Origin of the sequence: Sphingobacterium faecium, from assembly GCF_003054045.1 — a bacterium.
Taxonomy (GTDB): Bacteria; Bacteroidota; Bacteroidia; order Sphingobacteriales; family Sphingobacteriaceae; genus Sphingobacterium; species Sphingobacterium faecium.
Genome location: NZ_QBKH01000002.1, coordinates 12,199 through 28,146, shown reverse-complemented (window position 1 = coordinate 28,146; position 15,948 = coordinate 12,199). Strand labels below are relative to the sequence as shown.

Sequence of the window (15,948 nt, the reverse complement as noted above, 5' to 3'; positions counted from 1 at the left end):
TCATGAAGAAAAAATCCATGGTATCCCCCAAAATAAATACATTCTTATGTGCTGCACTTAGCATAATATTACTCATTTCCTGTCAAAAAAAAGAGCATTCTGTTGGATTTTATTACTGGAAAACAATTTATAAACCTGACACCATATCACAAAAAATAGTACAGGAGTTAAAATCCGATGCCTTGTTCATACGTGTTATGGATATTGATTTTACAGATGGTGGAATTGAGCCCACACCCATATCACCCATATCTTTTGAACAAACTGTGGATCAAAATCAAGAGCTTATTCCAGTAGTATTCATCAACCAAAGAATATTTACAGAGCTGGATAGTCTAGAAATAAGAGGTCTTGCTCATAAAATGATACCTTTTATATCTTCAAAAGTAAAGCAAGGAGGAAAAGACTCTTTTAAAGAACTCCAAATAGACTGCGATTGGACAAAAAGTTCAAGAGATAAATATTTCTATCTACTCGAATTCTTACAAACTATTCCTGAGTTAAATGACGTAACAGTAACATCAACTTTGCGACTTCACCAAGTGAAAAATATTCAAACTAATGGTATACCTCCTATTAAAAAAGCGACACTTATGTGCTATAATATGGGCAACTTGAGACAGTTTGGTGATCATAATTCTATTTTAAATCAGCAAGATTTAACAACATACCTGAGTGGAACATTAAAAAATTATCCCTTACAACTGGACATCGCTTTACCACTTTTTGATTGGTATGTCGCATTTCGTGATCATCAATACATTGGAATATCCAAGTATATTGACCAAGCGGATTTCGCAGACAAATCACTTTTTACAAGAAATCCAAAAACTGAATTATATATTCTAAACCAAGATTTGCAAAAAGCCAATCTTAAAAAAGGAGATGTGATCCGCCATGAATTTGTTTCTAAAGATCAATTGATAGCAACAGCAAAATTTTTAAATAAAGAACTTCAAGGAAAAGAAAATAGAATTATATTTTATCATTTAGCACCAGAAGTTATATCCAATTACAGTTATGCAGATTTACAAGAAGTCATTGCTACTTTTTAGCACAACACTTTTCCTTTATTTCAGTGAGATTGCGATTAATATCGCTTGTGGGCCAGAGATGGATCCATATGATAATCAACAAACCTATTTTCTACCTAATTTGGAAGACAATAGCTATTCTGCCTTTCAGTTCATTCCCTATCAATTTCTCTATACAGAACAAGAACCTGTTTCTGAAGCGATGGTCAACGTGGCAGACTGGGTAGATCACCTAGGTAACCAGGTAAAAACTGATGATGTCTACGCTCTTATGTATCAGTCCAATCTAGAAACAGTACACATCCTCAAAAACAACAATGTTTTAAAAAATCTACCTGATTCTTTACAAAATAACAGCTTTGTTCAGAGCTTATTACTTCCAAAAAACAAGCCTGAACTCCATTATTTCATCTTTACAAAAGATCAAGAGCCCATTACAAACATTGCTCAAGACCCATGGAGCCCTGATGAGCGTAATTTTGATAAAATTAAACAATTTGCAAAAGAAGCTGAAAGCAAAATTTCTACCCACAAAGACAATCACTTTATTACATTACGCTATGTATATCAGGCCGCAAGACTATTTCTTTTTGCAAAAGAATATGAGAAAAGTATCTCCATTTATGATAAATACATAGCACGGTCAAAGTTAAAATCTCCAGTTATAGGTTGGGCACTCTCCAACTATGCCGGCGCTACTAGAAAAAATGGTGATCCAGCAAAAGCAGCTTTCTTATTTTCTAAAGTCTTTACACAATCACCCGAAAGAAGAATATTAGCTTATAACAATTTCCATTATATTCAGACAACTGACTCCGAAATATTAGCGCATGCAAAAACTAAGGCGGATAAGTTCAATATCAATGCAATTATTGGCTTTAATAACAGCAATATCACATTAACATATCTTGAAAACTGCTATCAATTGGACCCTGCAAATACGATTAATGCTGTACTCCTAACCCGCGAGGTCAATAAAATTGAAAACGATTATATTAAGCCCCATACGATCGGTTACCGCATTACAAATGCGTACGATGATGAACATAAACAAGAAATTCAAAAACATCTCCAAGACGTCAGAGCGCTTTCCCTCTTACTTTATAAAGATAAGAAATACAGTCAACCACAGTTAGGGTTAATTACAGCGGCTTATTTAAGTTGGCTTAATGCAGAGAATGATTTAGCAAAGAAATATCTCAAAATGGTCGATGCTAAATCTCTAAGTGAAAATCTTAAAGATCAATTACGAATAACAGAAATGTTAACTCAACTAACAGATTGGAAAGCTAATAAATCATTAAATGAAAATCAATTGATCGCAACCTTAAAATGGTTACAAGAAAAGGCACGCAAAGACGATAAATCTGAAAATGAAAATTATTGGAATGCATTTGAACATAGCTCTTACAGTCTCATTGCTAAAAATATTATACAAAATATCGTTGTCCATCAATACCTAATTAAAGGAGATACTGCGCTAGCCAGCCTTGCATCAGTAAAAAGTGATATTTTTTACAACTACGGTCATGTTAATGATACCTTAGAAAATAATATGCAATATGGTACTGTCCAATTTTGGCAAGAAAATTTAACTCCACAAACACTTTTAAAAATTCAAGAATATATTTTGACTCCTGAAAAACAAACAAAAATGGTTCAGTTTTTACTAGAGGATATCAAGAAAGTAAACAAGAATTATTTAACGGAATTGATTGGTACAGCCTACCTCAGAGAATTAGATTTTAAGAATGCTGTAAAAATATTGAAAAAATTACCTGGAACATATAAATCCAAAGAATATAGCAATTGGTATACCGAACAAACAGTAGCGCCAGATCCATTCATTGTAACCATCAATGACTATCCAAAAAGGATTGGCACTTCAGGCATGACTAAACTTGAATACGCAGCACGTATGTTGAAGTTCCAATCGTTAATAAAAGAAGAAAAAAATAATGGTAAAAAAGCGGATTACTACTTTCATATGGCGAATGGTATTTACCAAACAAGTACCTATGGAAATGCCTGGTCTCTCGTATCTTACCAATGGTCATCCTATGACAACAACGCACGACCAAGCAAATATTGGGAAAGGAACTACACCCAGGCAAAAACTGCTAAAGAGTGGTATTTAAAAGCGCGAGAATTAGGTACTACTCCCGAATTCAAAGCTAAGTGTACCTTTATGTTAGCGAAATGTGAGCAAAAAGAGTTTGAATTAAAAGATGATATGCGATGGACATATTACGAAAGCAGTAATGAAAATCCCTTTTATCAATTTGCAATTCATAACAAATACTTTCATCAATTAAAAAAACAATATCAGCAGACTGCCTTTTTTCAAACAGCAGTCCGCGAATGTACTTACTTACAAGATTTTATTTCAAAAAATTAATATTACATCCGATTATTCTCGTTATGATAGATACTTAGATAGCTATCATAACGGGATGATTCGATCTCCCCTGCTTCAACGGCCTCTAAAACTACACATCCAGGCTCATTTACATGTCTACAATTGTCAAATCGGCATTGATTCATCAGCTCACGCATTTCAGGGAAAAAGTGAGATAACTCTTGCTTTTCAATATCAACAATTCCCAGTTCACGAATGCCAGGAGTATCAATAAGTTTTCCACCAAAAGGTAAATCATACATTTCAGCAAATGTGGTTGTATGTTTTCCTTTATCAGACCAATCCGAAATATCTCCTGTCTTAACAGCATATTCAGGAACAATTGCATTAATTAAAGTTGATTTACCCACACCAGAGTGTCCTGAAATTAGTGTCGTCTTATCTTTTAGGAGGTCTTTTAATTGATCGATGTTCATCCCATTCAATGCCGACACTTCATAGCATGGATAACCAATATGCTCATAGATACTTTTATAATCTTGTAGGATAGCTAAGCCATCCTCACTAAATAAATCCAATTTATTAAAAATCAAAACTGCAGGAATGCTATATGCTTCTGTGGTAACCAAAAAACGATCGATAAAACCAAGTGATGTTGGTGGAGATGCTAATGTTACAACCAAAAAAGCTTGATCAAGATTAGCTCCAATGATCTGTGTTTGTTTTGATAAATTGACAGATTTGCGAATGATATAATTACGTCTAGGCTCTAATTCATTGATAACAGCACTTTCAAGATCGGGCTCCACTTCAAAATGTACCCAATCTCCAACAGCAACAGGATTAGTACTTTTAATTCCTTTTGTACGAAATTTTCCTTTTATACGACAGTCATAGCGTTGTTCATCTTCACCCAATACCTGATACCAACTACCCGTAGATTTTGTTACTAACCCTCTCATAAAAGTTCCTTTTGTGCATATATCATCCGACAAAAATCGGAAAAATTTATTAAACTTAAGGTTTATCGTTTTTATTACCTTTGTAAGAGACACCTTAAAATTAGAATTCGTGAAAAAACTATTTCTTCTAGATGGAATGGCCCTTATTTATAGAGCCTATTTTGCATTAAGCAAAACACCTCGTATTACCTCAAATGGTTTAAATACAGGTGCAATAATGGGATTTACTAACACATTATTGGAAATATTAAAAAATCAAAAACCATCACATTTAGCCGTAGTTTTTGATACCGAAGCACCAACAGCTCGGCATATTGAATTTGAAGCATACAAGGCACATCGCGAGAAAATGCCAGAAGATCTTTCAGCATCTATACCTTATATATTCAAATTAATCACAGGTTTCAATATTCCTATCATTACTAAAGATGGTTACGAAGCAGACGATATCATCGGAACACTTGCTAAAAAAGCTGAAAACAATGGCTTTACCGTATATTGTATGACTCCGGATAAAGATTTTGGTCAGCTCGTTTCGGAAAATATTTTTATATACAAGCCCGCCAGGATGGGAAATGGTGCCGAAATACAAGGTGTAAAAGAAATTCTTGAAAAATGGGAAGTTTCAGATGTCAAGCAAGTCATCGATATTTTAGGCCTTTGGGGGGATGCTGTGGATAATATTCCAGGAATACCTGGAATTGGTGAAAAAACCGCAAAAAAACTAATTCAGGAATTTGGTTCAATAGAGAATATTATAGCCAATGCCGACAAATTAAAAGGTAAACAGCGAGAAAATGTTGAAAATTATGCTGAACAAGGCTTAATCTCAAAAAAATTGGCCACGATCTTATTGGATGTTCCAGTAGAACTCGAAGAAGAAAAATTATTATTGGAAGAACCAAATAGAGATATACTGGAACCGCTATTTATTGAATTGGAATTCAGAACTCTTGGTAAACGGGTATTTGGAGAACTAAACAATGGTACAGAAAGTTCAAAGAATACATCTGGTCAAATGGATTTATTTTCATTACCACAAGATGCTGAAATTTTAGAAGAAGATACCTATGCCGGTCCTGTCAACAACCTCGAAAATACAACACATGAATATATTTTAGTCAACACAAAAGTTGAACAAGAAGCACTAGCAAAACAATTATCCTCCCTTACAAGTTTCTGCTTTGATACAGAATCAACAGGTTTAGATGCCAACCTTGCAGATATTGTAGGCTTATCTTTTTCTTTTGAAAAAGGAAAAGCCTATTATATCCCCACACCTGAAGATAGACAACAGGCACAAGAAGTTATCAATATTTTTAAACCAGTATTGGAAAATGATCAAATTGAAAAAGTTGGTCAAAATATAAAATATGATATTTTGTTATTAGCTCGATACGAAGTTGCTGTCAAAGGTCCTATTTTTGATACCATGCTTGCGCATTATTTAATCGATCCAGATACAAGACATGGCATGGATGTATTGGCGGAAAATTACCTGAATTACAAACCACTATCCATCACCGAATTAATAGGTAGCAAAGGAAAAAAACAAGGAAACATGCGAGATGTTGAGCTTGATTTAATTAAAGAATATGCTTCCGAAGATGCAGATATTACCTTGCAACTTAAAGAGATCTTTAAACCCCTACTGGAAGAAACAAATACACTCCGCCTTGCTCATGAAGTGGAGTTTCCATTAGTCTACGTTTTATCAGAAATAGAAAGAAATGGAGTCCGAATTGATATTGAAGCATTACAACAATTCTCTAAAAACCTGGAAACAGACATCCGATTATTAGAACAGACCATTTACGAAAAAGCGGGAGTTAATTTTAATATCGCATCGCCTAAACAGTTGGGAGAAGTACTTTTTGATAAATTAAAACTAGATCCTAAAGCAAAAAAGACAAAAACTGGCCAATACAAAACAGGAGAAGATGTTTTATTAGCATTAGCCTATAAATCAGATATTGTCCAAGATATATTGAGTTTTAGACAGCTTCAGAAATTAAAATCAACTTACGTAGATGCGCTTCCAGAGTTGATCAATCCCGGCACAGGACTCATTCATACCTCATACAATCAAGCTGTAGCAGCCACAGGACGTTTAAGTTCAACAAATCCTAATTTACAAAATATACCGATTCGAACAGAAAGAGGTCGAGAAGTAAGAAAAGCATTCATCCCTCGTCATGAAAACAATGTTATCCTCTCTGCAGATTATTCTCAGATCGAGTTACGCCTGATTGCCGAATTGAGTAAAGATCCCAATATGATGGAAGCATTTACTTCTGGGCATGATATTCACCGTGCCACAGCTGCCAGAGTTTATGGCCTCGAGCTAGAAGAAGTAACATCAGACCAGCGTCGAAATGCAAAAGCAGTAAATTTTGGTATAATCTACGGGCAGTCGGCATTTGGTCTATCGCAGAGTCTTGCTATTCCACGCAAAGAAGCCGCAGAAATTATTGATCAATATTTTATTCAATATGCAGGGATCAAAAAATACATGAGTGAAGTTTTAGAGTTTGCAAAAGAAAACGGTTATGTCGAAACAATCCTCAAAAGAAGACGTTATCTAAGAGATATCAATTCAGCAAATATGACCGTAAGGGGGTTTGCAGAGCGAAATGCCATTAATGCTCCTATTCAAGGTTCGGCGGCAGATTTGATCAAAATTGCCATGCTCGGCATTCAAAAAGAAATTGAAGAGCAAGGACTATTAGGTAAAATGATTATGCAAGTGCATGATGAGCTTGTTTTTGATGTCCCTGAAAATGAAGTATCCATTTTCAAAGAGATCATCCAAACAAAAATGACTGGCGCTATAAAAACGGAGATTCCATTAGTCGTAGAAATAGGACAAGGTAAAAATTGGTTAGAGGCACATTAATAACTTTATCAAGGAAAATTATGAGAAAACTTCTGTTTATATTAATAGCTTACTTTCAGATCGTTAACATTGTTATAGGACAAGAAAAAGCAACTTACTATGAAAAAGTCGAGAATAACACTTTTCGTTTTTTCTTTGATAAGAACTATTTTCTTTCTGACAAATTTTGTGAATTCAAATCGATTGAACGTGTGGTCCCTTTAAATCCAAAAACACAAAAATTCGATGGAATTTTTAAAGACTTCAACAATAATGGGCGTTTAATTTTAGAAGGAGTTTATATAAATGGGATAAAAGAAGGACCGTTCAAAGCCTATCATCCTAATGGCACATTAAAGTGGGAAGCTAATTTTGTAGCAGATATTCCAAAAGGAGAACTTAACCATCGCTACCCAAGTAATCAATTAGCTATGACACTATTGTACACCGATAGCATCATCTATATCAAAGACTTTTGGTTACCTAATGGTACTCAGAAAATAAAGGATGGCGAAGGAACCTATTCATTTTCAATTCCATTTGAAGGTTATAACCAATATGGTTTTGATTTTTATATGGCAAAAGGAAAAATACGCAATGGCAAACAAGATGGCAATTGGCAAATACTAGGGTATAACAAAGGAAGCAAAGAAACATTAATTGCATTAGAAAAATATCAGGACGGAAATTTACTCATCGGAAATGATTACTATTTTGACAATTCCTACCGGAGAACAAAATTTGGAATAATTCCGTATGACACTTTTTTCAGAGCAGAATCACTTACCTTTAAAGCCTGTAACTTTGATGATTTTTCTAATTTTAACATGTTTACAAGTGTAGAATTAACAAACGCATTAAGCCGGATGGATCCAGAAGGATTTACGGAAGATCGTTTTGAGTATCAGTTCAAGCTGAATAAATCAGGAACCCCCTCAAAAATAAATTTCATCAAATTGACATCATCAGACTATATTAATAATGTCATTAAGCCATTACTGAGTAACATTAGTTTTTATTATCCGTCATTAGAAAACGGTGTACCAGTAGCTGATACCCTGACCGTAACTGGTAAAATATATACAAATTCAGAGGGCAAACTTACCGTGTTACCAATAATAATTCGTCGAGAAAAAGGACAATAAGACTATTTGATTATATTTGCAAAAAAAAATTATAGGCATGAAATTTCACAAAGAAGGATATACAAGTTTGGCTATTACGATTTTAGTAATATTTATTACAAATGCAATAGCTGACTATTATGATGCTCCTGAAGTTATTAAATGGATTATTTACATCCTTTCAGCATTTCTTTTTATCACAATCGTTCAATTTTTCCGTAGTCCAACAAAACAAATTGTTATCGACGAAGGAACAATTTTATGTCCTGCTGACGGAAAAGTGGTGGTAATAGAAGAAACGGATGAAAATGAATATTTCCATGATCGAAGATTACAAGTTTCCATATTCATGTCTCCGATCAATGTACACGTAAACCGTAATCCAATTAGTGGGGTTGTCAGCTATTTCAAATATCATCCCGGAAAATTTTTGGTTGCATGGCACCCAAAATCATCCACAGATAATGAAAGAACGACTGTTGTTGTAAAAAATGCGGCTGGTGTTGAAGTACTTTTTAGACAAATCGCGGGCGCATTAGCACGTCGCATTGTATGGTATATTAAAGAACAAGATCATGTTACACAGGGGGCAGAATTTGGTTTTATTAAATTCGGATCTCGCGTGGACTTATTCTTACCATTAGGAACAGAGATTAAGGTTAATATAGGAGATAAAGTAGTTGGGGGTAAAACAATCATCGGAAAATTTTAATAATTTATTAACAACGGAATAACTAACTTAGGCTTTGGTATTTTTACTAAAGCCTTTTTTATTACATACATGAATTTTAGACAACTCGTTTTAAATTGTTCATTAGCCGTAGGTTTGGCTATTTCTGCCGTTAGTTTTTACTACCATTCAGATTGGAAATCGTTCCTGATTATTTTTACGATCTCTACGCTGATCAGTTTTCTGATGTTCAACTTCGTATTTGAGCGCTATATCTATAAGAGAATAAATACGATGTATAAGCTGATACATAACCTAAAATTAGGAAAAGATCTGAAAGATGCCTTAGGTGAGCATGTTACCGCGGATCCTATAGCAGATGCTGAAAACGAAGTAAAAGCTTGGGCAAAAGCAAAAAAAATAGAAATAGAACAATTAAAATCACAGGAAAAATTTCGAAGAGAATTTCTATCCAATGTTTCGCATGAATTCAAGACCCCACTTTTTTCTATACAGGGTTATATAGAAACCCTACAGGATGGCCTCATTGAAGAAGATCTGGAGATGGCTAAAACATTTCTCAATAAAGCCTCTAAAAATGTCGATCGCTTAAATTATCTCATCCAAGATTTAGATGAAATATCAAAACTAGAGTCTGGCAAAATGGTTTTAAATATTGAAAAATTCGATATTGTAGAATTAATTAAAGAAACCAAAGAATCCCTAGATGATAAAGCAAAAGCGCATAATATTGAAATTCAATTAAAAACAAAATCAGGCACACCCTATTGGGTAAAGGCTGATAAACATAAAATCAGTCAAGTTCTTGTCAATTTAATTGAAAACTCGATCAAGTATGGTAAGAACGGTGGAAAAAGTCAAATACGCATTTTTCCATTATTCGAACAGGTATTAGTGGAAATAACGGATGATGGATATGGTATTGAAGAGAAAAATTTAAGTCGTGTATTTGAACGTTTTTATAGGATCGACAAAAGTAGATCAAGGGGCATTGGAGGTTCTGGACTTGGATTATCTATCGTAAAACACATTATCGAAGCACACCAACAAAATGTAAATGTAAGAAGCACAGAGGGTATTGGTACCACATTTGGATTTACACTGGAAAAAGTTTCTCAAACATAATATTAAGCAAGCATCACTTAACATCCCACAAAACTTAACATTAACTTAACATTAACTTAGTAATTTCGCAAAAAATAATTAATAATGATATGTCTTTAAATAGCATTTTTCAGTATTTCGTTCCTAAGGATAAAAAGTTTTTCCCTTTATTTGAACAAGCAGGTAGTAATTTGATAGAAATGTCTAAATTATTAAAAGAAGCCGTTAACGCTAGTGACGCGGAAAAACGTAAAGAAATCGTTCGTAAAATCGAAGATCTAGAACATAAAGGAGACAATATTACACACCAAATTCACCTCGAGCTTGGTAAAAATTTCATTACTCCATTTGATCGTGAAGATATTCACGCATTAGCAAGTTCATTGGACGATGTGGCAGATTTTATAAATGGTGCCTCCAACAAAATGGATCTTTATAAAGTACAAAAGGCGACAGAACCTATGATTGAAATGGCTGATTTAATCGTTGAGGCAACAGATCATGTAGCAAAAGCAATTTTCGAATTAAAAGATCTTAAAAACATTCGTAATATTACAGATTCATGTGTTCGCATCAATAGTGTGGAAAACAAAGCCGATTATATTTTTGACAAAGCTGTAGCTGATTTATTCGAATTCGAAAAAGATGCCATTACTTTGATCAAACATAAAGAAGTATTATCAGCAATGGAAGACGCTACAGACAAATGTGAAGACGTAGCAAACGTATTAGAAAGCATATTGGTTAAAAACGCATAATTGCGATTTTAACACATTAACACATTCATATTATGATGTCAACATTATTAATTGTTGTAATTATACTAGCGATCGCTTTTGACTACATTAATGGTTTTCATGATGCCGCCAATTCAATTGCTACTGTCGTTTCAACAAAAGTATTAACTCCTTTTATGGCCGTTCTGTGGGCTGCGATATTCAATTTCGCTGCTTACTTTTACTTTACAGACCATAAAGTGGCCAATACAGTTGCAAAAACTGTATTAGAAGAATATATTACATTAGAAGTTATTTTTGCAGGTTTATTGGCTGCAATTGGCTGGAACCTATTCACATGGTACTATGGTGTACCATCAAGTTCTTCACACACACTTATCGGTGGATTTGCCGGATCAGGAATGGCTTATGCTTTCATAATAGGCGGAGACCCAATCCATGCGATCAATATTGATGCAACACTAAAAATAATTGCATTTATTGTACTCGCCCCCATTATTGGGATGATCATATCCATTATTATCACCCTCATTATTATTAATATTGCTAAAAACTCCCGACCTGCAGTCGCAGAGAAGTGGTTTAAAGTATTACAATTAGTTTCTTCTGCAGCATTAAGTTTTGCCCATGGAGGTAATGATGCGCAAAAAGTGATGGGTATTATTCTAGTAGCGATGGTAGCAGGAGGGTATTTACCCAATACTGAACATATGCCAGAATGGATTCCATTAACTTGTTATCTGGCGATCTCATTAGGCACAATGAGTGGAGGATGGAAAATTGTAAAAACAATGGGTACCAAAATTACTAAAGTTACTCCTTTGGAAGGTGTTGCTGCAGAAACAGCTGGTGCACTAACTTTAGGTCTAACAGAGCATTTTGGTATTCCGGCTTCTACGACACATACCATTACAGGTTCTATTATAGGTGTAGGTATTGTTAAGCGTGTTTCAGCAGTAAGATGGGGAGTTACGATTAGTCTATTATGGGCTTGGGTATTAACTATTCCTGTATCTGCATTACTTGGAGCAATCACATTGTTTATTATACACTACATATTGTAATAATTTACACTATTTTCCAAAAAAAAATATAAAGTAAAACAAAAATTTGGTACATTCGTCCGGATTTTTGTTTTACTGCTTTGCAATAAAACCAAGAAAAACACGTTTTTCTTATAGTTAGAATTAAAACAATTGATGCTTTTTTAATTTCGGCACGGTGTTTGATTATTCCAAACCGTGATTCCATTTTAAAAGATCACATACAAATTAGAACAATTAAAATTTAATAATAACCTTAAAAACAAGAGTATGAACTATTCTACAATTAAAAAAACAGCTGTTGCTGCTTCCTTAGTTGCCGCTTTAGGCTTTGCTGATGTAGCACAAGCTCAAACTGTATTTGGTGGAAGATCACAATACAGAACTTGGTCAATCGGTGTTCAAGGTGGTATCACAACACCTAACGCTTTGGTCGGTGGATCTAATAACTTCGGTCAAAAAGTTGGTTACTTCCAAAATAAAGTTGGTGAGTACTACGGATTAACAGTTCGTAAACAATTCTCTCACTTATTCGGTTTAGAATTAGAAGGTAACCGTGGTAAAATCAAAACTTTCAATAAGAACGATGCTGTTGAAAGTAGAAAATGGATAGCTGCTGGTGCAAAATCTGCAGAAACAGAAGTAAATTGGGCAGCTAGCTTAAATGGTGTATTCCAATTAGGTACTATCGATTTCTTGAGAAGAGAAAACTCTGTTAATTTCTATGCTAAAGTTGGTTTAGGTGTTATCGCAAGTAACCCTGTTCAATATGCAAACAATGATTTCACAGGTGCTTCATTCTCTAACAAAGGTAATTGGGGTGAAGAAATCTTCGGAGACCGTGAAAAAACTGGCGACAGAGACTTTAAATTAGCGGCTTACGTTCCAGTAGGAGTTGGTGCGAAATTCAAATTATCTGAAGTTGTTGCATTAAACTTAGGTTACACAATGAACTTTACTGATGACAACATGTTATTCGGTCCAGGTCGTTCTGATGTTAAAGGTAAATTCTCTAACGTATACGGTGGTTTAGAATTCACTTTAGGTTCAAGAGACAAACAAAACTTGACTTTTGCTAACCCAGTTGCTACTATGTATGATGAATTGAAAGATCCTTCATTACGTAACGAAGTTGAAGCTTTAAAACAACGCGTATCTACTTTAGAAGGTACTGTTAATGCATTAAATACTGACTCTGATGGTGACGGTGTTTCTGATAAATTCGATAAAGAGCCTAACTCTCCTGCAGGTGCAGTAGTTGATGGATCTGGTCGTCAAATCAAATTCCCTGAGCCAGTTGTTAACAACGTAACTTCTTCAAACGGTTATGTTGCTCCAATTCAATTCGAATTTGATAGCTCAGTATTGAAAACTCAATCATACGCTACTTTAGACAAAGTTGCTAAAGAAGTACGTGATAACAACTCATCTGTTACTTTAGATGGTTATGCATCTGCTGAAGGTTCTGAAGCATATAATGTTTCTTTATCTAAAGACCGTGCTAACGCAGTAAAACAATACTTAGTTAACGCTGGTGTTGCTTCTTCTAAAATTACAGCTAACGGTTACGGTGAGGCTAACCCAGTAGCATCTAATGCAACTGAAGAAGGTCGTGTTCAAAACCGTCGTGTTGAGATCAAAAAATAATTATATCTAATATATAATTTTAGAAAGCCGATTCGCAAGAATCGGCTTTTTTATTTTGCCCACTTTAATCCGTATCTTTGCTAAGTAATAATTAATTTTATTTGTAAATTAATTAGACATAGTTATTAAAAATCACTACTTTCAACTAAGTTGAGTTACTGATATATTATACAAGGATGATGGAAGAGGAATTTGATTTTGAATCTCCTGAGGAAAGAAAAACCTCGGTTGATCGTTATGAAGAAATGATAAGAAATGAAGATCAATACTTCTTTGACTCTAAAGCATTTGAAGGAATTATTGATTATTACATTGAAAAAAATGATCCTATTAAAGCATTACAGGTTGCAGATTATGCCATTAATCAGCATCCCTTTGATGTTACATTTTTATTAAAACAAGCACAATTATATTCTGCCACTCAACAATTTGAAAGAGCATTAAACGCACTTTCTAAAGCGGAGCTATTAGAACCTTCTGAAGGAGATATATTCTTCATTCGAGGTGGTGTCTATGGCGCTAAAGGACAATTTAAAGAAGCTAAGGAACAGTTATTTCAAGCTTTAAGCTTATCCGATAATAAAGATGAGATCTACTTTCACATTAGCGTGGTTTATCAAGGTGAAGCCGATTTTGAGAAAGCGATTTATTATCTTAAAAAAACGTTAGAGCTGAATATGGATAATCAAGAAGCTTTGTACGAACTTGCCTATTGTTATGATATTCTAGATCGACAAGAAGAAAGTGTCGAATTTTATAAAAAATATATTGATTCAGAACCCTATTCTTATTATGCATGGTACAATTTAGGCAATGCTTACCACAAATTGTCCAAATATCCTGAAGCGATAGATGCGTATGACTACGCCATTTTAATCAAAGAAAATTTTTCATCAGCATATTTTAACAAAGGAAATGCATTGGTCAATCTTGATCGCTATCAAGAAGCATTGGAGGTCTATAAACAAACATTCGAATATGAAAAACCAAGTGCAGATACTTATTGTGCTATTGGAGAATGCTTAGAAAAATTAGAGCAAATGGAAGAGGCTCGTATTTTTTATAAAAAAGCAGTTAAAATGGATGGCGACTTAGCGGATGCCTGGTTTGGGATTGGTGTGACTCTTGATTTTGAAGAACGTCATTTTGAATCGTTACACTTTTATAAAAAAGCACTAGAGTTAGATGATTCAAATCCGGATTACTGGTTTGCCATTGCTGACGCAAGATATAAATTAAAACAAATCGATCTAGCTGAAGAAGCGTATGCCAAAGTCGTTGAATTGAACCCTTTAGATGTAGATGCCTGGTTGGATTATTCTTCTATTTTCTTCGAACAGGATAAAGTGGATGAAGCCATTGAGATTGTATCTGAAGCCATCACTAACAATCCAGAGGCTGCAGAGTTATATTTTAGAATGGTAGCTTATTTATTCGCAAACGGGAAATACAATGATGCAATCGTCTTCTTGGAATTAGGTCTTGCCACAGATCCTGAGAAACATTATATCCTCTTTGATTATCTGCCTCAATTGCAAGGAAATCATATCATTTCAGAAATCATTAAAAAATATTCTCCGAAGTAAATGAAGAAGTTAGGACTCATCGGCTTTCCATTAGGACACTCCTTCTCTAAAAAATACTATTTAGAGAAATTTGATAAAGAACATATTACAGGTGTCAACTATGATTTATATAGCATAGCAGATATCCAGGAATTTGAAAAAATATTTAAAGATCAGGACTTTTATGGGGTGAATGTTACCATTCCACATAAAATCAATGTGCTTCCATATATTCAAGAACTATCACCAGAAGCAGAAGCTATTCAAGCAGTAAATTGTATACAAATCAAACATAAAGCTTCTGGACCTTTCTTAAAGGGATTTAATACCGATGTTTTTGGCTTTATGGAGTCTTTAAAGCCCTTATTAGAAGAGCATCATAAAAAAGCATTAATTTTAGGGAATGGGGGTGCCGCCAAAGCTGTTGAATATGCGTTAAATGCTTTGCATATCTCCTACCGATTTGTGAGCAGGACGAAAACAGACACAAATCTAACCTATAGCGAACTTAATGCTCAATTATTAAATGAATACCACATTATTATCAATTGCTCGCCAGTAGGAACTTTTCCAAATATTGAAGATGCTCCAGATATTCCATATAATCATATTGGTGATAAGCATTTACTATATGATTTAGTTTATAATCCAGCGGAAACAGCATTCCTTAAAAAGGGAAAAAATAACGGTGCCAAAATCAAAAATGGATTGCAGATGTTAGAACTACAAGCTGAAAAAAATTGGGAAATTTGGAATGAAATGTCATAATTTTTAAGCACTTATTATATCTCCAATCTGCCCGCTAAG

General features: G+C 34.3%; 12 protein-coding genes. 11 read left to right on the top strand and 1 reads right to left on the bottom strand.

Annotated elements, in window-relative coordinates; genetic code table 11:
- Window positions 1-2 precede the first annotated feature (2 nt).
- Both C8N37_RS04575 and C8N37_RS04570 read left to right on the top strand, forming a co-directional pair.
- Window positions 3-1,055 carry a hypothetical protein gene (locus C8N37_RS04575; RefSeq protein WP_244914340.1) on the top strand — a complete coding sequence of 351 codons (1,053 nt, stop codon included), beginning with the start codon at window positions 3-5 and terminating at the stop codon, window positions 1,053-1,055.
- Window positions 1,021-3,432: a hypothetical protein gene (locus tag C8N37_RS04570; protein ID WP_108157811.1), complete on the top strand. Its 2,412-nt coding sequence runs from the start codon at window positions 1,021-1,023 to the stop codon at window positions 3,430-3,432. The genes C8N37_RS04575 and C8N37_RS04570 overlap by 35 nt, the downstream gene beginning before the upstream one ends.
- Before the next feature lie 2 nt (window positions 3,433-3,434).
- Here the strand turns inward: C8N37_RS04570 and rsgA are convergent, their stop codons facing one another.
- Window positions 3,435-4,355, bottom strand: a complete 921-nt coding sequence (gene rsgA, locus C8N37_RS04565) for a ribosome small subunit-dependent GTPase A (protein ID WP_108157810.1) — start codon at window positions 4,353-4,355, stop codon at window positions 3,435-3,437.
- A gap of 109 nt (window positions 4,356-4,464) precedes the next feature.
- On the opposite strand from rsgA, the gene polA reads away from it, so the two are divergent.
- The 9 genes from polA to C8N37_RS04515 all read left to right on the top strand — a co-directional run bounded on the left by polA (window position 4,465) and on the right by C8N37_RS04515 (window position 15,909).
- Window positions 4,465-7,251, top strand: coding sequence for a DNA polymerase I (gene polA / locus C8N37_RS04560; RefSeq protein ID WP_108158397.1), 2,787 nt, complete (start codon window positions 4,465-4,467; stop codon window positions 7,249-7,251).
- Window positions 7,252-7,271: 20 nt separating this feature from the next.
- On the top strand, window positions 7,272-8,375 hold the full coding sequence (locus tag C8N37_RS04555) for a toxin-antitoxin system YwqK family antitoxin (protein WP_108157809.1): 1,104 nt from the start codon (window positions 7,272-7,274) through the stop codon (window positions 8,373-8,375).
- A 37-nt stretch (window positions 8,376-8,412) separates the two neighbouring features.
- Window positions 8,413-9,066 (top strand): phosphatidylserine decarboxylase family protein, encoded by a 654-nt coding sequence (locus C8N37_RS04550; RefSeq protein ID WP_108157808.1) that lies wholly within the window; start codon window positions 8,413-8,415, stop codon window positions 9,064-9,066.
- 69 nt (window positions 9,067-9,135) lie between these two features.
- Window positions 9,136-10,170 carry a sensor histidine kinase gene (locus C8N37_RS04545; protein ID WP_108157807.1) on the top strand — a complete coding sequence of 345 codons (1,035 nt, stop codon included), beginning with the start codon at window positions 9,136-9,138 and terminating at the stop codon, window positions 10,168-10,170.
- An 89-nt stretch (window positions 10,171-10,259) separates the two neighbouring features.
- On the top strand, window positions 10,260-10,907 hold the full coding sequence (locus C8N37_RS04540; RefSeq protein WP_021190730.1) for a DUF47 domain-containing protein: 648 nt from the start codon (window positions 10,260-10,262) through the stop codon (window positions 10,905-10,907).
- A 32-nt stretch (window positions 10,908-10,939) separates the two neighbouring features.
- Window positions 10,940-11,950 (top strand): inorganic phosphate transporter, encoded by a 1,011-nt coding sequence (locus C8N37_RS04535; protein ID WP_108157806.1) that lies wholly within the window; start codon window positions 10,940-10,942, stop codon window positions 11,948-11,950.
- Window positions 11,951-12,199: 249 nt separating this feature from the next.
- Complete coding sequence (locus C8N37_RS04525) at window positions 12,200-13,576, top strand: OmpA family protein (protein ID WP_108157804.1); 1,377 nt, start codon at window positions 12,200-12,202, stop codon at window positions 13,574-13,576.
- Between the two features lie 179 nt (window positions 13,577-13,755).
- Window positions 13,756-15,162, top strand: coding sequence for a tetratricopeptide repeat protein (locus tag C8N37_RS04520; RefSeq protein WP_108158396.1), 1,407 nt, complete (start codon window positions 13,756-13,758; stop codon window positions 15,160-15,162).
- Complete coding sequence (locus C8N37_RS04515; protein WP_108157803.1) at window positions 15,163-15,909, top strand: shikimate dehydrogenase family protein; 747 nt, start codon at window positions 15,163-15,165, stop codon at window positions 15,907-15,909.
- Window positions 15,910-15,948: the final 39 nt, after the last annotated feature.

Bases quoted from the DNA above. Each gene is read 5' to 3' on its own strand.
- C8N37_RS04575 (WP_244914340.1), top strand. From the start codon at position 3: ATGAAGAAAAAATCCATGGTATCCCCCAAAATAAATACATTCTTATGT.
- C8N37_RS04570 (WP_108157811.1), top strand. From the start codon at position 1,021: ATGCAGATTTACAAGAAGTCATTGCTACTTTTTAGCACAACACTTTTC.
- rsgA (WP_108157810.1), bottom strand. From the start codon at position 4,355: ATGAGAGGGTTAGTAACAAAATCTACGGGTAGTTGGTATCAGGTATTG.
- C8N37_RS04555 (WP_108157809.1), top strand. From the start codon at position 7,272: ATGAGAAAACTTCTGTTTATATTAATAGCTTACTTTCAGATCGTTAAC.
- C8N37_RS04550 (WP_108157808.1), top strand. From the start codon at position 8,413: ATGAAATTTCACAAAGAAGGATATACAAGTTTGGCTATTACGATTTTA.
- C8N37_RS04545 (WP_108157807.1), top strand. From the start codon at position 9,136: ATGAATTTTAGACAACTCGTTTTAAATTGTTCATTAGCCGTAGGTTTG.
- C8N37_RS04540 (WP_021190730.1), top strand. From the start codon at position 10,260: ATGTCTTTAAATAGCATTTTTCAGTATTTCGTTCCTAAGGATAAAAAG.
- C8N37_RS04535 (WP_108157806.1), top strand. From the start codon at position 10,940: ATGATGTCAACATTATTAATTGTTGTAATTATACTAGCGATCGCTTTT.
- C8N37_RS04525 (WP_108157804.1), top strand. From the start codon at position 12,200: ATGAACTATTCTACAATTAAAAAAACAGCTGTTGCTGCTTCCTTAGTT.
- C8N37_RS04520 (WP_108158396.1), top strand. From the start codon at position 13,756: ATGGAAGAGGAATTTGATTTTGAATCTCCTGAGGAAAGAAAAACCTCG.
- C8N37_RS04515 (WP_108157803.1), top strand. From the start codon at position 15,163: ATGAAGAAGTTAGGACTCATCGGCTTTCCATTAGGACACTCCTTCTCT.